General features: G+C 48.3%; 20 protein-coding genes and 2 tRNA genes. 14 read left to right on the plus strand and 8 right to left on the minus strand.

The annotated features are described in order from the left end of the window. Window positions 1–6 precede the first annotated feature (6 nt). The 7 genes from FHW36_RS09505 to FHW36_RS09535 are packed head-to-tail and all read left to right on the plus strand — an operon-like array spanning window position 7 to window position 7930. Window positions 7–861, plus strand: coding sequence for a 3-hydroxyacyl-CoA dehydrogenase family protein (locus FHW36_RS09505; RefSeq protein WP_145666190.1), 855 nt, complete (start codon window positions 7–9; stop codon window positions 859–861). 11 nt (window positions 862–872) lie between these two features. Then, complete coding sequence (locus tag FHW36_RS09510; RefSeq protein WP_145666192.1) at window positions 873–1907, plus strand: HAD-IIIC family phosphatase; 1035 nt, start codon at window positions 873–875, stop codon at window positions 1905–1907. Between the two features lie 11 nt (window positions 1908–1918). Next, window positions 1919–2179, plus strand: coding sequence for an acyl carrier protein (locus tag FHW36_RS09515; RefSeq protein WP_145666194.1), 261 nt, complete (start codon window positions 1919–1921; stop codon window positions 2177–2179). Next, on the plus strand, window positions 2169–3308 hold the full coding sequence (locus tag FHW36_RS09520) for an acyl-CoA dehydrogenase family protein (RefSeq protein WP_145666197.1): 1140 nt from the start codon (window positions 2169–2171) through the stop codon (window positions 3306–3308). The genes FHW36_RS09515 and FHW36_RS09520 overlap by 11 nt, the downstream gene beginning before the upstream one ends. Continuing rightward, window positions 3305–5233: a cyclic peptide export ABC transporter gene (locus FHW36_RS09525; protein WP_145666199.1), complete on the plus strand. Its 1929-nt coding sequence runs from the start codon at window positions 3305–3307 to the stop codon at window positions 5231–5233. Before FHW36_RS09520 ends, FHW36_RS09525 begins: the two co-directional genes overlap by 4 nt. Before the next feature lie 3 nt (window positions 5234–5236). After that, window positions 5237–5905, plus strand: coding sequence for a 4'-phosphopantetheinyl transferase family protein (locus tag FHW36_RS09530; protein WP_145666201.1), 669 nt, complete (start codon window positions 5237–5239; stop codon window positions 5903–5905). A 12-nt stretch (window positions 5906–5917) separates the two neighbouring features. Then, a complete protein-coding gene (locus tag FHW36_RS09535; protein WP_145666203.1) occupies window positions 5918–7930 on the plus strand; it encodes a non-ribosomal peptide synthetase in 2013 nt (670 codons plus the stop codon). 6 nt (window positions 7931–7936) lie between these two features. Here the strand turns inward: FHW36_RS09535 and FHW36_RS09540 are convergent, their stop codons facing one another. Further along, window positions 7937–8599, minus strand: a complete 663-nt coding sequence (locus FHW36_RS09540) for a response regulator transcription factor (protein WP_186452369.1) — start codon at window positions 8597–8599, stop codon at window positions 7937–7939. A gap of 510 nt (window positions 8600–9109) precedes the next feature. Between FHW36_RS09540 and FHW36_RS09545 the strand changes: the two genes are divergently transcribed. The 4 genes from FHW36_RS09545 to FHW36_RS09560 all read left to right on the plus strand — a co-directional run bounded on the left by FHW36_RS09545 (window position 9110) and on the right by FHW36_RS09560 (window position 12384). Continuing rightward, window positions 9110–10732, plus strand: coding sequence for an MBL fold metallo-hydrolase (locus FHW36_RS09545; protein ID WP_145666207.1), 1623 nt, complete (start codon window positions 9110–9112; stop codon window positions 10730–10732). 139 nt (window positions 10733–10871) lie between these two features. Beyond that, window positions 10872–10945 (plus strand) — tRNA-Arg (locus FHW36_RS09550). Between the two features lie 144 nt (window positions 10946–11089). After that, window positions 11090–11166 (plus strand) — tRNA-Arg (locus tag FHW36_RS09555). Window positions 11167–11376: 210 nt separating this feature from the next. Next, a complete protein-coding gene (locus tag FHW36_RS09560; protein WP_145666209.1) occupies window positions 11377–12384 on the plus strand; it encodes a glycoside hydrolase family 130 protein in 1008 nt (335 codons plus the stop codon). Here the strand turns inward: FHW36_RS09560 and FHW36_RS09565 are convergent. The 6 genes from FHW36_RS09565 to FHW36_RS09590 all read right to left on the minus strand — a co-directional run bounded on the left by FHW36_RS09565 (window position 12369) and on the right by FHW36_RS09590 (window position 16905). After that, window positions 12369–13118, minus strand: a complete 750-nt coding sequence (locus tag FHW36_RS09565) for an HAD-IIB family hydrolase (RefSeq protein WP_145666211.1) — start codon at window positions 13116–13118, stop codon at window positions 12369–12371. The two genes, FHW36_RS09560 and FHW36_RS09565, sit on opposite strands and share 16 nt — an antisense overlap. Before the next feature lie 9 nt (window positions 13119–13127). Then, window positions 13128–15209 carry a transketolase gene (gene tkt / locus FHW36_RS09570; RefSeq protein WP_145666214.1) on the minus strand — a complete coding sequence of 694 codons (2082 nt, stop codon included), beginning with the start codon at window positions 15207–15209 and terminating at the stop codon, window positions 13128–13130. A gap of 74 nt (window positions 15210–15283) precedes the next feature. Beyond that, on the minus strand, window positions 15284–15697 hold the full coding sequence (locus tag FHW36_RS09575; protein WP_145666217.1) for a hypothetical protein: 414 nt from the start codon (window positions 15695–15697) through the stop codon (window positions 15284–15286). Continuing rightward, window positions 15694–16056, minus strand: a complete 363-nt coding sequence (locus FHW36_RS09580; protein WP_145666220.1) for a DUF1304 domain-containing protein — start codon at window positions 16054–16056, stop codon at window positions 15694–15696. Before FHW36_RS09580 ends, FHW36_RS09575 begins: the two co-directional genes overlap by 4 nt. 33 nt (window positions 16057–16089) lie before the next feature. After that, window positions 16090–16473, minus strand: a complete 384-nt coding sequence (locus FHW36_RS09585) for a ribosomal maturation YjgA family protein (RefSeq protein ID WP_145666222.1) — start codon at window positions 16471–16473, stop codon at window positions 16090–16092. 111 nt (window positions 16474–16584) lie between these two features. Further along, complete coding sequence (locus FHW36_RS09590; RefSeq protein ID WP_145666225.1) at window positions 16585–16905, minus strand: KGG domain-containing protein; 321 nt, start codon at window positions 16903–16905, stop codon at window positions 16585–16587. A gap of 272 nt (window positions 16906–17177) precedes the next feature. Between FHW36_RS09590 and FHW36_RS09595 the strand changes: the two genes are divergently transcribed. The 3 genes from FHW36_RS09595 (at window position 17178) to FHW36_RS09605 (ending at window position 18924) form a co-directional block, all read left to right on the plus strand. After that, window positions 17178–17624 carry a DUF6496 domain-containing protein gene (locus FHW36_RS09595; RefSeq protein WP_145666227.1) on the plus strand — a complete coding sequence of 149 codons (447 nt, stop codon included), beginning with the start codon at window positions 17178–17180 and terminating at the stop codon, window positions 17622–17624. A 97-nt stretch (window positions 17625–17721) separates the two neighbouring features. Then, entirely contained in the window at window positions 17722–17976 is a 255-nt protein-coding gene (locus tag FHW36_RS09600; protein ID WP_145666230.1) for a hypothetical protein, read from the plus strand. A 66-nt stretch (window positions 17977–18042) separates the two neighbouring features. Further along, window positions 18043–18924, plus strand: coding sequence for a mechanosensitive ion channel family protein (locus tag FHW36_RS09605; RefSeq protein WP_145666232.1), 882 nt, complete (start codon window positions 18043–18045; stop codon window positions 18922–18924). On the opposite strand, the gene FHW36_RS09610 is transcribed toward FHW36_RS09605, so the two are convergent. Next, window positions 18921–20051, minus strand: coding sequence for a histidine decarboxylase (locus FHW36_RS09610; RefSeq protein ID WP_145666235.1), 1131 nt, complete (start codon window positions 20049–20051; stop codon window positions 18921–18923). The two genes, FHW36_RS09605 and FHW36_RS09610, sit on opposite strands and share 4 nt — an antisense overlap. Window positions 20052–20083 lie beyond the last annotated feature (32 nt).

The raw sequence follows: 20083 nt of genomic DNA on the forward strand, positions 1-20083 counted from the left end.
ATCTCCATGATAGTAAATAAAATTGCTGTAATAGGAGCAGGTACTATGGGCAGCCAGGTAGCACTCACATTGGCTATGCACGGCTATACCGTTGTATTGAAAGATATCAGCGGTGCTGTATTGGAAGCTGCCGCCCGGCGAATAAAAACAGATGCAAGAATGTTGAAAATGCTGGGTAAATCAGCACTTACTCCTGTAAATGATCATTATGCCGACCGGATTACGTACACCCTGGAAGAAAGCTTACTGGAAGAGGCAGACCTGGTGATCGAAAATATCCCGGAACATTGGGAACTGAAAAAGCAACTCTATCAACGCCTGGCTGCTATCTGTCCGGCGCATACGCGATACGCCGTGAATACCAGCTGTATTGCCATTACGGGCATTGCGGCGCTGTTGCCCGATCCGGGCAGAGTAGCCGGCTGGCATTTTATGAACCCGGTATACAGTAAAGAACTGGTAGAAGTAGTGCGCGGATTACATACTACCGATGAACACATACAATGGACGCTGTCCTTCCTGCAATCCATCCATAAAAGGGCTGTGGTAGTGGAAGATGCCCCCGGCTTTGTTGCCAACCGGTTATCGCACTTGCTGATGAACGAAGCCGCTTTCCTGGTACAGGAGAAAGTGGCAAGCCCTAAGGACGTGGATCTCATCTTCAGAAAGGGATACGGCCACGCGATGGGGCCCCTGGAAACGGCCGACCTGATTGGCCTCGACACGGTAGTCAACTCGCTGAACATCCTGTATGACAGTTTCCAGGACCCCAAATTCCGCTGCTGTCCGCTGCTCCATAAAATGGTACAGGGTGGACTGCTGGGCCGCAAAAGTGGAAAAGGATTTTTTGTCTATGACTAATAGAACCTGCTATGAAAGGAAAAACGATCAAATGCCTGGTATGGGATCTTGATAATACGCTTTGGAACGGCACGCTGCTTGAATCGGAAGAAGTAACCCTGAAAGACAGGATAGTAGAGGTAATCCGCGAGCTGGATGAAAAAGGTATTGTACATTCTATTGCCAGTAAAAACAGCTATGAGGATGCCATGACCCGGTTAAAGCATTTTGGTATTGATCAATATTTCCTGTACCCGGAAATACACTGGAATGCCAAATCTGCTTCTATCGACAATATCCGCAGGCAACTCAATATCGGCATCGATGCCATTGCGTTTATAGATGATCAGCCCTTTGAACGCGAAGAGGTGAACAGCGTGTTCCCGGAGGTATATTGCCTCGATGCAGCCGAATATGGGCAGCTGGTGCACTACGATTGCTTTAACCCTCCGCAGGTTACGGAAGATGCCCGGCGCCGCCGGAAAATGTACCAGGAAGAAATACAGCGGAAAGAGGAAGAAGAAAATTTCCAGGGCCCGTCAGAATCATTTCTCGCCGGGCTGAATATGGAACTGTATATCACGCCCGCCACAGTACATGACCTGGCCCGTGCAGAAGAATTAACGCTGCGTACCAACCAGCTCAACGCCACCGGGAAAACGTACAGCTACACGGAATTGGAACAGATACTAACTTCCCCCGATCACCTGCTCTGGGTATGCGAATTCAAAGATAAATACGGTTCCTACGGTAAAATAGGACTGGTCCTGCTGCATATCTCCGAACACAACTGGCACCTCGAAATGATGCTATATTCCTGCCGGGTGATGTCCAGGGGAATCGGCACGGTGATGCTGAATTACATATTGGAACAGGCACGCTCCTGCGGTAAAACCATGACCGCCGGATTCCGCGATACAGGGCGTAACCGGATGATGTATATGGCCTTTAAAATGGGCGGATTTACAGAAACGGGACAACAGCGGGGAGATTGCTCCCTGCTGTCACACTCCCTCGAAAATATCCGCCAAAACCCCGCCTACATTAAAATTCTTACTCAATACTAAACGATTGCACCATGGAAGTAAAAGATAAAATCAGGGCCTTTATCGTAAAGAATATGTCGGTATGGGACGATGATATTGTACTCGCAGATACAGACAATATCTTCGAAAAGGGCTTTGTTAACTCGTTGTTTGCCATGCAGCTGCTCAATTTTGCCGAGCAGGAATTCAATATCACTATTGATAACAGTGAGATAGATATCGCCAACTTCAGCTCTGTCAGTAATATGGAGCAACTGGTCACCCGTAAACTGCTACTGCTCCATGCCAGGTAACGTTACCCTTACGCTGGAAGCGGAAGTAGCCCGCTTTGCTGCAGAAGAGATCCGGCCTTTCGCTACCCACTTCGAAGAAACATCCGGTATTCCCCGGCGCCTCATTACACGCATGGGGGAAATAGGATTACTGGGTGCTGTGTTGCCACCGGCATACGGCGGCCTGGGACTGGACTGCCTGGCCTATGGCCAGGTGACAGAGCTGATAGGAAAAGCCTGTTGCGCTAGCCGGTCGGTGCTCACCGTACATACTTCGCTGGTAGGCGAAACCATTTTGCGTTTTGGCACAGAAGAGCAGAAGGCCCATTGGTTGCCCCTGATCGCCTCCGGCGAGAAAATAGGCGCCTTTGCACTTACGGAACCAGAGCATGGCAGCGATGCTGCAGGCATTCAAACCAGCTACCGCAAATCGGGCAGCGACTACCTGATCCGGGGAAAAAAGAAATGGATATCATTAGGTGGTATCGCCGATTTCTTTATCGTACTGGCTACCTGTAACGGCCGTATCACCGCCTTTATTACAGAACGGGATCACACGGTAACCACCGTGCCCATGACCGGATTGTTGGGCAACAGGGGCGGCCATGTGGCAGAAATAACCTTTACGGATACACGGGTTACACCGGAACATATTTTAGGCAAGGAAGGAAATGGGTTTACACATATTGTAAATGCAGCCATGGATTATGGCCGCTATAGCATTGCCTGGGCGGGACAAGCCATCGCACAGGAAGCATTGGATAATATGGTCAGCTATGCCAGAACCCGGTCCCAGTTTGGTCTGAAGCTTGGCCAGCTGGGAGCTGTTCAGCAATTGATTGCCGCAGCTACCGTAAAAGTACATGCCGGCAGAACCCTTTGTGGAAAGGCCGGTTTGGCACGTCAGCAACGGGATCCGGATGCTGCGATGGAAACCATCATCGCCAAATATTATACCTCCAAAACCGCCATGGAAATTGCTACCGATGCTGTGCAAGTGTTTGGTGGCAACGGCTGCTATAATGTGTATCCCGTAGAAAGACTCTTCAGGGAAGCCAAAATCCTTGAAATCATTGAAGGCACCTCACAGGTAATGGAAGGAATTATCGCCGGATTTGCATTGAAAAAATATTACATACCATCCACATGAATAAAGCATCATTGATCTTGACAGGCATCACCATTTTCCTGACCACGGCAGCCGTGGCCTACCTGGGGTTTATTGTGGCAGGAGTGATCCGGCAACAACGCAGCTTCAAAAACTTTCGCTGGCCAGGTACTTTCCTGGCAGGACTGCTTTTTCTGCTGCCCCTGCTGGTAGGCATTTACCTGCTACCACAGGTGATGACCCCCATGGTACCTAATGAAGCGACTGTTCCACTTGAGTTGTGGGCAGCCGGCTCATTGATATTCAGCTACCTGGTATTTTTTATTGGACACTTTTTCCCTCATCGCAATAAATACTATAACCCCGGCGCCAAACTGGTTTTTATCAGCCTGCTGCCCAGCATGGCCAATGCCGGCATTATCTTCATTATCACTACCTACCTCAATAGCAATGGTGATAAACTTTATTACCTCGTATTTTATTTTATCCTGTGTGTGTACCTGTACGTTGCTACCAACAAAATCATTAAGGAACAGGTGCTGGATATCTCCAAAACCGTGATCCTCGATCTCAATAAACTTATCATCAGCAAAGTATTCAATACGTCTTTCCGTGATTTTGAAAAAATACGGAAGGGCAGCCTGTTCGCCGTATTGAACGAAGACATTGAACGGATCACCGTTTTTTGTAACAACGCGGTGAACCTGTATACTGCGGGAATTACCGTCATACTGGTACTCATCTACCTGCTTACTATTAATCCCTGGGCAGTATTACTGCTCTTTGTAGTATTGGCGGTTATTCTGTCTATCCACTACAGCATGGGCATTAAAACAGCGAAACATTTTCACCGGGCATCTGAACTCAGGGAAGTATATATGGACCAGCTGCTCGGCCTCTCCAATGGATTCCGCGAGCTGATCATGCACCAGGTCAAAAGGCGGGATTACCGGCAGGAACTGGATGCCAGCTGCACTAACTATAATGAGGTGATCCATCAGGCATATAAAAAATATATCAACCGCACCATGGTGTCGGATATGGCTTTTATTCTCAGCATCGGCATCTCTTGTTTCCTGCTGCCGGCTATCTTTCATCTCGATATGAAGGTGGTAACAGCTTATATCATGGGCGCCCTTTTCTTATGGGGGCCACTGAATATGATTGTTAAGTCAGTGCCTGAAGTAGTAGGTATCAAGGTAGCCTGGAAAAGAATACAACAATTCATGGGCGCCAATAGCATCAACAGCGAAGAAGCCATTCGGCAGTTGATAGAACAGGATAGCTTTGTCATCGAAAAATACAGCAACCGGGAGGTGGATAGCATTACGGCAGAAGAAGTATTGTTTGAATATAGCAGCGAACAGGCGCCGGACGAAAAATATTTTGTAGGCCCGCTTAATTTTGAAGCCCGGAAAGGCGAAATTACGTTCGTAGTTGGCGGCAATGGCAGCGGCAAAACAACGCTCGCCAAATTGTTAGCTGGCCTGTATGTGCCAGGCAGGGGGAAAGTGAAAATTAATGATAAGGTGGTTCCGGGCCGGGAGCTGGGAGAATATTTCTCTGTAATATTCAGTGATTTCTATTTATTCAGGAAAGTATATACCGAAACAGGTGTCAGCAAAAAAAATACAGAAGCGCTGATTAGTCTTTTCCGGCTCAATGGCAAGGTAACGGTAGATAATAATACTTTCAGCACCCTCAATTTATCCCGCGGTCAAACCAAACGCCTGGCACTCCTGCAATGCTGGCTGGAAAACCGTCCCATCTTCCTCTTTGATGAATGTGCGGCCGACCAGGATCCTGAATTCAAGGAATTCTTTTACCTCGAACTGCTGCCAAGAATGAAGCAGCAACAGAAAATCGTGATCGTGATTACACACGATGACCGGTATTTCAATGTGGCAGACAGCATCTTCAAAATGGAGATGGGACAGCTGGTATGCCTGAATGATAAAGTAATGTAACGCATGCTATCTGTCAGCTACCTGTATTTCGACCGCCAGACGCCAATGCCGGCAGACCTTTTCAGCAAAGGAATGTCGTTGTTGCCGGCAGGCGAGCAGGAAAAGATAGGGAAGTTTCATCGCTGGCAGGATGCCCAGGCAGGTATGCTGGGGAAAATCCTGTTGCGCCGGGAGCTAATGAAAATTTACCCTGCGGCAACGGATATACTGGCGCAGTTAACGTATAGCCGTTTCCGAAAGCCTTTCTTAGAAAATGTTCCGGTCGATTTTAACATCTCCCATTCCGGAAACATAGTGATATGCGCTGTGAGTACCAATGGGCGTATAGGCGTAGACGTAGAAGTAGTGCAGCCGGTGGAGTTATCGTACCTGGCGCCCCAGATGCAGGAAACGGAATGGCAGGAAATACAGGCGGCTCCCGACATATACCGGTCTTTTTTTTATCACTGGACCCGTAAAGAAGCCCTGCTAAAGGCCAACGGTAAAGGATTGCATTTACCGATGAATGCTATTGGTGTTCATAACAACAGTGCCATCATAGAAGAGGAAAAATGGTACCTGTCGGAATTGAACCTGGGCAACGAGGTCGTTTGCCACCTGGCCACCGCTTGCCCGGTGCCTGAAAACGAAATACAGGTACAGGAGATATTTTTCGATGTATTAACCGCTTAAGCTACACTATTCGTGAAAAATCTTATCGACATGCTCATGGCTGCCGCCGCAACAGACCGGCAGCTCACCCTGATAGCCGGCAAAGGAGAAGAGGAACAGCTTTCCTACCGCCAATTATACCAGGATGCCCGCTGCCTCTTATGGCGTTTGCAACAGGCCGGCTTGCAACCTGGTAATGAGTTGATGCTGCAGTTTCAGTCAGATATTTACTTTATAAAGATCTTCTGGGCTTGTGTAATAGGCGGCATCATCCCGGTGCCCGTTACCTTCGGCGTGGGAGAAACGGTGGCGATGAAGATTGCCAACATCTGGAAGTCGCTCTCACATCCTTACCTGGCCACCGATTTTTCGGATTACGCCGCCCGCATGGAGCAAGTGGCGGCCGGTCACCTGGTAAAAGAGCGGATACTGGTGTTGAAGCCAACAGACATTTCCGGACCAACAGCCGCACCGGTGTCTGTACCGCCGGAACAAATTGCGTTCTTACAGTTCTCTTCCGGTTCTACCGGTGTTCCCAAGGGCGTCATGAACACCCATGAAGGCATCCTGCAAAACCTGGTGGATATGGCCCGTTGCTTCGGACTCAGGAAGGAAGACCGCTTTATGGGATGGATGCCGCTGACCCACGACATGGGAATGCTCTTTTTCCACATGCTGCCGCTTTACCTGCATGCATCACACTACCTGATTCCGCCTATACTTTTCCTTACCTATCCTGCGCTCTGGGTGGAAAGCATGGCCAGGCACCGGGTAACCGTTAGTGGCTCCCCTAACTTCGGCTATAGATATGTAGCGGAAACGGAGCTGCCGGCGGGGCTTTCTCCCGATGCCCTGCAAAGTGTGCGGATATTGCTGAATAGCGCAGAACCCATTTCTATAGAAGTTTGTCAGCGCTTTCAGGCAACGCTCGCGCCGGCAGGATTACCTCCTCATGTAATACGACCAGCCTATGGATTGGCAGAGGCTACCCTGGGGGTAGCTGCACAGGCTTCACAAGGGCCTATACAAGTGCACCGGCTGTTGAGGGACCAGCTTAATATAGGCGACACCGTAGTATATGCCACCGACAATGATGCGCAGTCCGTATCATTCGTAGACCTGGGCGCCTGCGCTACTACAACGGCGGTAAGCATCATGAACACGGAAGGCGCTGTACTTCCCGATAATACCGTTGGATTGATAAAAATAAAAGGTGTGGCAGTAACCGGCGGATACTATAACCTGCCTGAAAGCCGCCACCAGATAGCGCAGGAAGATGGCTGGCTCAATACCGGCGATCTGGGCTTTATGCAGGAAGGCAGACTGACTATCACCGGCCGTCATAAGGAAATGATTATTATACAGGGACAGAATTTCTATCCCAACGACCTCGATATGGTGGCGGCAGAACTGGAATGGACGAAAGACCGCGCAGCAGTGGCCTGCGGCATTCACAACAATGTATTACATACCGATGAAGTCTTTTTCTTCGTGGCCTACGAAGGAAAAATGCAGCCTTTTATTGCATTGATGAACTCACTGAGGCGCCACATCAGTACCAGGACAGGAGTGAAGGTAAGCCGGGTGATACCGGTAAAACAAATTCCGAAAACAACCAGCGGCAAAGTACAGCGGTTCAAGCTCCGGGAAGACTACCTGGCGGGCTTATACCAGGAATCGCTGACCAGGCTGGCCGAAGCGCTCAGCGACCTGGAACCCGCCGGTGAAGGAGTGCCGGCTACAGCAATAGAACAAACACTCGCTAAAGTATGCGCAAAAGCATTGCAGCTGGAAGGAACGCTGAATATAAAAGACAATTTCTTCGATCTGGGCTGTACATCGCTCACAATAAAAACAATCAGGGGCATGTTGGAAATGGATTGCAATATCGTGCTGGATGAAACAGTATTTTATCGTTACCCCAATGTGAAAGCGCTGGGCCGCTATATCCGCGAGGGACAAGCCGGGGCAGCAGACGACAAAAAAATGGACAGGAAAGCGATCCTGGAGGAAGCCAGGCAAAGAATGAAAATAAAGCGGCAATAGGAATGATCAGATAATACTGTTTTTGAGGGCATACTTAATCAGGCCGATCGTATTTTTGGCGCCTGTCATCTCTTTCAGCTGTTGCTTTATCTTTTCCACCGCACTGATACTGACAAATATCTCCGCCGCGATTTCCTGGGTGCTTTTTTCCTGCCACAGTAAGTGGAGCACCTTTTCCTGGTTGGGAGTAAGGGGAGGGGTTTTACCCGTTTCCGGGCCATGATGGGCTATTTGGGCCGCACGCCAGTAAAGTGCATCTGCTACGAGTTTGTTGTGGTACAGCCCACGAACAGCCACCTGGCTGATCGCCTCAAGCAATTCGGTGCTGTCGGTATTTTTGGTGAAAAAACCACATACGCCCAGGTCGAGCAGAGAATTGATGACTTCGGGGGTAAAGTGTTGCGACATCGCCAGTACGCGGATAAAAGGATATTGCTGATGTATAGTGCGTAAACAGGCTTTCTTTTCTTTATCGGGTTTGGACCAGTGAAAGAGAATTACATTCATTTGTTTGCCCTTATATAGCTGCTCCATTAGCTCGTGTTCGGTTTCCATTTCTATCAGTTCCCGTATGTGATGATGCTTCGAAAATAAGCTGGCAAGAGCGTTCCGGATAATTTTGTGCTCATCTACAATACATAAAAGGATGTCACCTGGAGCTGTTTGCATGGCGTTATCATTTACGTCAATGGATTGGATTGGGCGTTCAGCTATCATATTAATTAACAAATGCCCGCCGGGTGGTTAATCCGACAGATGTAAAAGGGTATCACATTATTTTTGAAAACATCATAACATCTGACTACTATCGTTTAATGCTGTAAGGGCAGTGAATTTCGCCTATTATTTTGGTCTGGCATAGACAGGGATCACGTGATGCTTGAATCTCCTGGATGACAGTTGTTAACACACATAACTGAATTATAGGGTAGTATCTCTCCGATTTAGAAATATAAACAGCAATCAAGTCACGGATAGTCTTTTATGGGATAACCATAACGATGATTTTTTAAGGGAAAAAATAATTTCTGTTTCGCATACGGTAGCATTAAGCTATTGTATAATGCAATATAAGGATAGTTGAATAAAAAATCAAACACATATTCGATGCTGCTAGCAGAGAAATTTTTACCCGCCCACCGAAAATAAAATATCCTTCTATACAAAAACACCTGAAGTATGACTGGGAAAAAATTATACCTTAAGCCCAATGTGGTCATAGAACCATTGGTAGATAGATGGTATGCCTGGAGCCACCTGTTATCTCCGGCCACGGCGGCAATGAATATCGCCGGCCGGCATCTGACAATAATGGAATCCTACCTGAAAGCGCCGGCCATTCATGCGGAAGCAGTACGCAATCCCAAAATGAAAGGAGGACCTTTCATGGATGTAGCAGTCGACCGCCTGGAAGAAGTCAGGCGTTTGTATGAACATACCTGCACAGAACAGGACCATATGATCCGGTTTGCCACCGCCGTAAAAGAACTGGACACACTCCTGGCTACAACCGCCATAGGCGCCGGACTGGAGCCATTATACCAACAGGTACCCGACCTGCTCAAAGGATATGTGGAACTTTTTTACGATCGTAATAATAATGCGGACTTCCGTTTTTTTGAATCATTGTTGTATAATAGCGAATACTATAATCGCAAAGGACAAAGCATCGCGCTGTGGATTACCGACAACGATCACCGCCCGTTTTGCCTGAGTACTCCCCGGTTGGAGGAAGATCATGTGCTGCAGTTGCCGCTTTCATTCGATCATCCCGGGATCGATGCACTGTCACGCATGAAGCGGGAGCCCCGCGATCCGGCTGAGATCAAAGCCTTGCTGGGCATAACTGAACAACAGGAGGGCCTGTTTAATACCTTCTTTACAACAGAAGCCCCGCCGCCTTATCAGCGTTATATCGGCGACAAAATCCGCATGCGTTACTTCGGTCATGCCTGCATATTGGTGGAAACGAAAGATGTCAGCATCCTGGTAGACCCGCTCATCAGTTACTATGGCTATCATTCCGATGTGGAACATTTTTCTGATGTAGATCTGCCCGATGTTATCGACTATGTACTGATTACCCACAATCACCAGGATCATATTTTATTTGAAACACTCTTACCGTTGCGGCATAAAATAAAACACCTGATTGTGCCCCGTACCAATAGCGGTAGCCTCGAAGACCCGGACCTGCGGCTCATGTTCCAGTATGCCGGCTTCCGGCAGGTAGTGGCGATCGACGAAATGGAAACGATCCCCTTCGCAGACGCTACGATCACCGGCCTGCCATTCACGGGTGAGCACAGCGACCTGAATATTCTCACCAAGTCGTGCTACCTGGTTAAAATAGGCGCTTTCAAACTTTTGTTCCTGGCCGATTCCAGGATTATTGAGTCGGCCCTCTACCAGCACATTCAACGCGCTATCGGCGACGTAGATGTCATGTTTCTGGGGATGGAATGCGATGGAGCGCCGCTTACCTGGCTCTATGGCCCGCTGATGACGAAGAAAATAAGCCGGGAGTTTGATCATAGTCGCCGCCTGGCAGGATCCGATTGTGAGAAAGGAATGGCATTGGTCGATATTTTTCACCCCCGGGAAGTATACATATATGCGATGGGAATGGAGCCATGGCTGGAGTTTATCAGTAGTATCAAGTATACCGCTGCCTCCAATCCCATTATACAATCGGATCAACTCATTGCATTGAGCCGGGAAAAAGGCATTATCGCCGAACGCCTCTATGGCGAAAAGGAAATGCTCTACCAGAGAAAAGAAGCATGTGCTACTGTAGCATAAACAACCAACCATGATACGCTGTCCCCCTTACCGGGGCAGCGTATCCGTATAGCCGTTAACGATAGTGTCATAAAAAAAGATGATATTTTTTTTGATAAATAAAAAACAAATTATACATTTGCAATCCCAAAACGGGAATGGCTTCATAGCTCAACTGAATAGAGCATTTGACTACGAATCAAAAGGTTTCTGGTTTGAATCCAGATGAGGTCACAAAAAATGAAAATGCTGCAACACCGGTTGCAGCATTTTCTATCAAAATAAAATATCTGAAGAAAAGCTGTCAGGTATAAATTATTGAAAAATAATTTGTTAGAAATAAAATAATGGCGTATCTTCGCTGTCCCAATAGGGAACGGCTCCGTAGCTCAACTGAATAGAGCATTTGACTACGAATCAAAAGGTTTCTGGTTTGAATCCAGACGGAGTCACCAACAAAAGGACGAACACGAGTTAAATCGGTTCGTCCTTTTTTTATGTGCCTGCTTCGCACTTCCATAAGTGCTATTGATTGATTATTATTGATTAATAAAATATTAATTAATAATATGCTTTTGATTACTCATTCAATTATCTACGCTTCCTAAAAAACATTATGAGCCTGTTTTTGTTAGATGAATATCTTAATAACAAACCTTGCAGGCATGATACGGATCAAAAAAGAGGGAGTCATCTTAAGACAAACTGCCATGGCTTTCGAAAACGAAGGTGTACTAAATCCCGCCACGATCAAAGATGGAAACCAAATCCTGTTTTATTACCGGGCGGTCCGGCGAGGCAACCATTCTTCCATTGGCTTTTGCGCCCTGAGCGATCCGCTCACGGTAGCCGAACGGCTTACTTCGCCCATTCTCTTTCCTGAGCATACCTATGAAGCCAAAGGGATGGAGGACCCGCGGGTGGTGAAAATCGATGACCTGTACTACCTTACCTATACTGCCTACGATGGCGTTAATGCCTGTGGCGCTTTGGCTACCTCCAAAGATGGCAGGCAGTTTAAAAAGGAAGGACTCATCGTAGCGCAAATGGAGCTAAAAACGTTCCTGCAACTTGCTTCCACGCATGCGCCGCTCAATGAAAAGTATAGTTTATTCAACAGCAATAGCGCCCGTTTGTGGGATAAAGATGTTATCTTTTTCCCAAGAAGAATAAAAGGTAAACTGCATTTCCTGCATCGCATCAAGCCCGATATACAAGTAGTAGCCGTCAACGAGATTTCCGAATTAACCCCGGACTTCTGGAAAAATTATTTCCTGCATTTCCATGAGCACTTACTGCTAACGCCTAAATATGCCTATGAAAGCAGCTACGTAGGCGGAGGGTGCCCACCAGTAGAAACGCCGGAAGGATGGCTGCTGATTTATCATGGAGTGCGGCAAACCACAAAAGGCTTTATCTACGTGGGATGCGCCGCCCTCCTGGACCTGGATAATCCGCAGATAGTGCGGGCGCGCCTGCCACATCCTATATTGGTACCTGAGCGGGTTTGGGAAACCAGGGGAGATGTGGATAATGTTTGTTTTCCTACCGGCACCGTACTAATCAACGATACCCTCTATATCTACTACGGTGCCGGCGACGACGTAATCGCCGTAGGAGCGGTAAGTTTGCAGGAAATACTACAGGTACTGCTGTCTCATAAAACAGCATAGCAAACCACGATCGTTTCTATTACCCGCTTTGTTTCATCGGGATCGCGCACTTTAATGCAATCTACGCCGGTTTCTTTTGCCGGGTAATCATTGCCACCAGGGAAAATGGCATCGCCTACAAACAACATTTCCGGTAATCCGATAATCAGGATATCTCTTAGTTTATGAATGCCGTAAGCCTTGTCTATACCCGGTTTGGTGATGTCTACGGAGGTAGTGCCTCCCAGGTTGATGGAAAATTCGGGGATCATTTTTTCCAGTAGTGTTTTCATCTGTTGTCTTTTGGCGAAATCAGGATCCCACTTTTTCTTTTCTGCCAAAGGCGCTTCCTGTCCCAGGGCAGAGAAGGTAATCTGGCTGCCTCTGTCTTCTATCGGTTTTCCCCAATGCTGCGCCGGTTGGTAACCCAGGGTAGCCACTACGGCCTGCAACGCCTGGATGATCTTTGCCTTTTCTTCGGCGCTGAAGTCCTCTGAATAACGCTTATTCCATCCCCGGTTATATTCATAAAATTGAGTACCGCAGGTAGGTAAGATGGATAACCTTTGCAGCCGTTCATCATCCGGCAGGTGTGCCAGCACCTGCTTTTGGAACTGGGGCCAGGCGCCGCCAGATATAATGGCTACCCTGGCCACCTGCAATAGGGAGTAAAGCAATGTACTCATTTCAGGATCAATAGCCCCCTTGCTTTCGGCCAATGTACCATCCAGGTCAAATACAACCAGTTTTTTCATGAAGGGTGATTATTTTTTCAATAATGCCAGCGCGCGTTCACAAATGTTGTCGGCAGTGAAGCCAAACTCGCGCAACAGCACCGGTCCGGGTGCGGAAGCCCCGAAGCGGTTCATCGCCACCTGGATGCCCGCTGTTCCGGTATATCGTTCCCATCCCTGTGAAATACCCGATTCTATGGATACCCGGGCGGTAACAGCGGGAGGGAGCACCTGGTCGCGGTACGCGGGCGTTTGCGCTTCAAATAATTCCCAACTGGGCATAGATACTACACGTACGCCAATATGGGAAGCCTGGAGCTTTTCTTGTGCAGCCAATGCCAGTCCCACTTCTGCACCGGTTGCTATTAAAATCAGGTCAGGTTTACCATCAGGGGCGTCGGCCAGTATATAAGCACCAAAACGAAGCCCGTTGGCCGCCGCATATTTATTACGATCTATGGTAGGTACGGCCTGTCGCGACAGGATAAGTGCCACCGGCCGTTGTGGCAGTTGTATGGCCATTTGCCAGGCATTCAGCGTTTCGTTGGCATCGGCGGGCCTGATCACTACCAGGTCAGGAATGGCGCGCAACGCAGCCAGTAACTCCACCGGCTGGTGGGTGGGACCATCTTCCCCCATGGCAATGCTATCATGCGTAAATACATACACCACTTTCAACTCCGATAATGCAGCCAGGCGGATGGAAGGCCGCATATAGTCGGAAAAAGTAAGGAAGGTGGCGCAGTAGGGGAGAATGCCTCCATGCGCAGCCATACCGTTGGAAATAGCCCCCATGGCATGTTCCCGCACGCCGTATTGTATGTTCCTGCCAGCATAACTCCATTCACCACCGGCAGCGCCCTGTAAATCACCGTCCTTCATCAGGGGACTTTCAAAATTGCCGGCATCTTTTAATTCGGTATTGGTAGACGTATTCAGATCGGCCGAACCGCCAATAAATCCGGGCAAATGATGGAAAAATGCCTGCATCACTTTCCCCGAAGCTGCCCTGGTAGCCAATCCCTTCGGGTCGGCGGCAAATGGCTGGATATCCTTATCCCAGTCTTTCGGCAGTACATCATGTATCAGCTCCCGTAATTCATGTGCCAGCTCTGGATATTGCTGCGCATAAACAGCCATCTGTTCTTCCCATTTATCCGCCCATCGCTTACCATCGTCAACGGCTACACGAAAATGTTGGAGCGCCTCGGGAGGCACTAGGAAATCGGGCGATACCGGCCATCCCAGGTTTTCCTTGGTGCGTTTTACTTCGTCTTCGCCTAGCGGACTGCCATGCGCAGCACAGGTATCCTGTTTATTGGGAGAGCCATAGCCGATATGCGTGCGTACCAGGATAATAGATGGCCGCTCTGTTTCCGCCTGCGCGGCCCGGATAGCCTGGTCAATCGCTTCCAGGTCGTTGCCGTCTGCCACCTGCTGTACATGCCAGCCATAGGAAGCAAAACGCTGGGCATGATTTTCTGTAAAAGTGACCGGTGTAGCGGAAGCCAGGGTAATACGGTTATCGTCGTATAGGTAAATCAGTTTGCCTAATCTCAGGTGCCCTGCCAGTGACGCCGCTTCAGAAGCAACGCCCTCCATCAGGTCCCCATCGCTTACCAGGGCGTAGGTGTAATGATCCACCACAGCATTACCCGGTTTATTGTACCGCGCGCCGAGGTAAGCTTCTGCCATGGCAATACCCACCCCGTTGGCAAAACCCTGCCCCAGCGGACCTGTAGTTACTTCTACGCCGGGTGTAAGGCCCCGCTCGGGGTGTCCGGGCGTTTTACTGCCCCATTGCCGGAACTGCTTCAGCTCCTCCATCGGCAAGTCATAACCGGTAAGGTGGAGCAGGCTGTACAACAATGCCGAGCCATGTCCAGCGGATAATACGAACCGGTCGCGGTTAAACCACAACGGGTCGTCAGGACTATGCCGCAGGAAGCGGGTCCACAGTACATATGCCATGGGAGCAGCGCCCAGGGGTAGCCCCGGATGGCCGCTATCTGCCTTCTGTACGGCATCTACAGACAAGAAGCGGATGGTATTAATACAAAGTGTATCGAGGGCTGCAGCGCTTTGAATGAGAGAAGTGTCGGTGGTACCCATAGAGCATTTTTTTAGAGATGAAGAAATCTCACATAGGTCAACAAATTTCGTACTCATAAAGTTGGCGGCGGCTGCTATTCAAACAGGGTTAATTCATCGCGGGTAAGGGCGTGAAAAAGATTCTGCAGCTGATGTACATGTACCAGCGGGCGTCCATAGGGTACCAGTCCTCCCGGCGCATCGGCCATGGGCTGGAAGATACCGTTTTCATACCGGATATGCATGCTATCCAGCCGGTTGTATTTCAGGGAATATACATTTACATCTTCACCATATTCCGGATCCCCTTTGATAAAACCAAAGCGGGTAAGCAGGTAAAGATCCAATATCACGGGATTCACCTTTTCAAAAGGTAGTTTACTGCGGGGTAGCCGGGAGTTATACACAAAACCATCCAGGATACCTTCTGCAATAAAGACTTCTTCCTCCATATTGTAGTCAAACCAGGCCACGTAGTTACCAATCCGGATATCAGACACCAGTATCATATAAACAAAATGATGAATAAAGTGGCGAGGGCGGGCAATGCCTGGGTAAAGAAAATCTTTTTGTCGGCAGTAAATGCCCCGTAAATGCCGGCTACACTAACGCAGCTTAAAAAGAAAATAGCTATCTGGGCCCACCATACCGGGTCGTCAATGAAAAAAGTCCATGCCAGCCCGGCTGCCAGGAACCCGTTGTACAAGCCCTGGTTGGCCGCCAGTGATTTAGTGGCCGGAAAAAGTTCTTTGGGAAAGCGTTTGAATATTTTGGGCCCACGGGTGGTCCATGCAAACATCTCAAACCACAGGATAAACAGATGTTCCAGCATCACAAAGGCAATGAGGATTTTGGCCAGGATCAGCATAAGAAGTCGATTATTGCGTTTCGCTAAATATAACTAAATTATTCTTTCAAGCAGCCAGGCAATCGCCAGCGCCACGAGAGTACCTACGGCATAGCATACACAATCGCTCCACAGGAAGCCATGTCCCAGCAGGATGCCGGCAGGGGTATTCCGGAACCGTACGGCCCAATCGGCCTGGTATAGCTGCTGCAACTCAATGGCGAAACAAACCAGGTAGTTGCTGATACCGATTTTCCAAAGCGGGGTAACAGGATACAGGAAACGAATGGCAAAGAAAATACACGTGGCAGACAATACATCCCCTCCATAAATTCTCATCAGATCAGGGAAATATTGAGGCGCCCAGCGGGTGGCCAGGCCTAAGGGGATATTTGCTACGATTAACAGAAAATAGAGCCAGCGTCTTTTTGCTTCCATATGATAAAAAGCAATAAATATAGGAAAGATCTCCTTATATCCACAGCCGCTGAAAAGAAGAGGACTGGGGCAGTATCCTCTCCACAAAAAAGCAATAACCCATTGCCTGGGTTATTGCTGGTTATTACTTTCAACGCTGTTTTTCTTTTTACCTCGGTTAGTACCGCCTTTCCGGCCGATAGTAGCCATGTGTTCACGGTTTTTACTTACCGCTTCGCCGCCCTTTTTGCCCGCAGCACGTGCTTCTTCAGAAGTGAATTTATGGGCAACACCTTGTTGATGCGCTGCTCTTCCACCTTCTCTTGATATGGCACGTTGCTGCTCAGGGTCCATAGAAGCGAATCCGCGTTTACTGTGTTTGGTTTTCTGTTCGGGATTCGACTCCTGTAAATGAGTTACTGGCGTGGCATGTTGAAATCTGATGTCTTCCATAATCCTGAAGTTTTTTATAGTGATAGTAGTTAAATATTCCCTGGAAGTCGATCAAGATATGTGCCACCACTCATATTGCTATACCAGCCCTCTTATCGGGTAATATCGCCCCGGCAATATGGGGCAATACATTCCACAATCCATAGAATTTTTAACACAGTTAAGGCCCATTTCTACGCTTTTTCCTACGGAAAACACTCATTTTCCATGGCTTATAATTTGTTTTTAACATTGCGTTATTTCTTTTCTTAACCCATCTAAATTTTTTTGACATGGCAAAGTATTCAAAAAAATCCCAGAGTAAAGTGGAGAAAAGTATGCATGAAATGCATGAGGGTAAGCTAAAAAGTGGAAGGAGCGGTAAAAAGGTTACGAATCCTAAGCAAGCCATCGCCATAGGCCTATCTGAAGCCAGGGAAGAAGGAGCCAAGGTTCCTGACAAGCCAACCGGCAGGAAAGCCACCGCGAAGAAAGCGGCGCCGGCAAAACGTGCTACGAAGAAAACGACGGCTAAGAAAACTACTGCAAAGAAAACAACGGCCAAGAGCAGTACTGCTAAAAAGACTGCAGTTAAGAAAGCTCCTGCTAAAAAATCTACCGCAAAAGCAGGCACCCGAAAAACTGCCACAAAACGCACCACCGCCAAAAAGGCAACTGCCAGGAAAGCAGCGCCAAAGAAAAAGTCAGCAGCGCGTAAAAAAACGACAGCCATGGCCTGACCATGATTACTTGTAGTCCTTTCAATATACGTGCAAAGGCCGGTGAATAGATAGCACTGGCCTTTATTTATGGTATATACCTTGCGGCCTTTTTTGTATGGAAAAGCACAGCATCACTGTGATCATCAAAGGTAAGCCCTATGGATTGGTGATAACCATCGATAGAGGCGCCTTGGAAACCGCCTTCCAGGTTGTACCCGACGTGAGTGAACATGTACTGGAAGAATTTGAACCTCATACTAATACCTTTACCGCCGATCACACAGACACACTGGAAGGAAGCATCCGCACCGTGGAATCAGAACAGATTGCCCGCATCATCTGGGAAGATATCCTCGATAAAATGAAATAAACAGGATTGCCTCACAAACCAATTCGCCGTTGTACCTTCGCACAATTAAAGCGACTGTGTACAACTATGATGGTAACCGATAAAACCTATAAGAATACCAACCGCCGGGAGCGGGTTATCTTCCTGGCTAAACTGGTGGTATATCTCTGTATTGTTTATGCGAATATTGAACATCCTGCCTTTTTTAATTATTTACCATGGCTCTCTAAACTGGCAAATGTCCTGTCTTTTTTCCTAGGTGCTAACCTCGTTATTTCACTGGCCTGGCTGCTGGTTATTTCCTGGTATACTCGCCGTAACCGCAGCAAACCACTGGAAAAAGACAACTTTGTGTTAGGTATTAACAGGATTACCTCTGTCTTGAATACTTTTTTCCTGGGACTGGCCATCATGCTCTTTTTTGGTGTCGATCTGCTGAGATTAGTGACCAGTATTACCATCGTGGCTGCAGCCATTGCGCTACTAACGAAAGATTATATTACCAATATGATCAATGGACTGATCATCATGTTTTCCGATCAGTTATCATTGGGAGATCATGTACGCATTGGCGACTATAAAGGAAAAATACAGGATATTACCCTCATTAACGTGGTATTGCAAAATGAAGACGATGATATTGTAATCATTCCCAACTCCGTTGTGTTTACTACCATCGTGGTGAACCAGTCCAAACAAAATATCAAAAAGCTGACATTGGAATTTGAACTGGATCACAAGCATCCTTTTACCATCCGGGGATTGGAGGAGCGCCTCCGACGGGCGGTAGAACCCTATTCCGCTAATTTTACGCCGGACAGCTTTGCCCTGAAAACCATCGAAATCAAAAAGGATTTTGTTCAGTTTAAAGTGCAACTGCTCATGCCGCTGGCCAACAAGGAAATAGAGCGCCAGATTCGCCGGGCGCTCAACACAGAGATCATGGCGATTGCTGAAGGCGTCGACTAGACGGCTGCCAGCGCCGGCGTGAGCGCGTCAATGAATGCATCTACCTGCTGCCGGCTTACATTGGGCATACATACCAGGTGCGACCAGCCATTTTCAGACGCCAGCTGCCACCGTTGGCGTACCGCTGCCGGCGGGTCGGGAAATACCACCGTAATGGCATCCCGGTTGCGCCAGGCCGCAATCCCGTTTTCGTTTAGCCGTTCTACTGCGTAGGCCGCCACCGCCAAACTATGCCGGGCCCTTTCTTCTAAACCCGCTATCCCCAGGGATTTAATCGCATACCATAAAAACAGGGGGCTATGCCCGTTTCTCGATCCGGTAATGGTGGTATCCATACTGCCGATATAAGCCACTGAACGCGCAATCCGGTCGCGGTTCGATTTTTTGGCCACCACCACGCCGCACGGAATGGGAGAACCAATAAATTTATGCCCGCTGATGGCGATGCTGTCGGCGCCATCTGCAAAGTCAAAGGCCGGCCGCGGCGCCAGGAAGGCACTATAACTGCCCGACAACGCGCCATCGGCATGGATATAATGATGTCGGATGGCCAGCTTTCTCAGGATATCTTTAATACGTTTTACATCGTCCCGCGCTTCTGTCATCGTGGTACCAATATTGGCCAGCATGATCACCGGTAAATGCCGGTTTATGCTGATCGTATGCTCCAGGTCATCGTAATCAATTTCTCCATTGGGCAGGGTACGTATGATAATCCCGGGCATGTTCAACAGGTGCAGATTTTTTTGTACACTGTAATGCGTGGCATCCGAATAATATACCATTCCCTTGGGATACAGCTCCCTCGCGAGGTATAAGCCATATAAATTACCTTCCGAACCACCATTGGTCACATATCCCCACCAGTCATTTTCCGGTGCGCGAAACAGGTTCGCAAAGAACGATACCACTTCTTTTTCCATCTCCCTGGATCCCACACCGTAGGTAGAAGGCACAAACGGATCGCCCAGGTTATTCAAAGGGTATTGCAGGAAAGGTAATAGTGGACTGTAATCAAAATCTTTAGACACGGGATACCCGAGGAAATCTTTGGTGCAGGATGCTACCTGCGCCAGGAGTTGCTGTAGCGCTGCTGCATCAGGAGCAGCCAGCCGGTTCTTTTTCATAATCATTGGTTACAGGTGTATGATGCTGTAAA

The sequence above is a fragment of the Chitinophaga polysaccharea genome (assembly GCF_007829335.1).
Classification (GTDB): domain Bacteria; phylum Bacteroidota; class Bacteroidia; order Chitinophagales; family Chitinophagaceae; genus Chitinophaga; species Chitinophaga polysaccharea_B.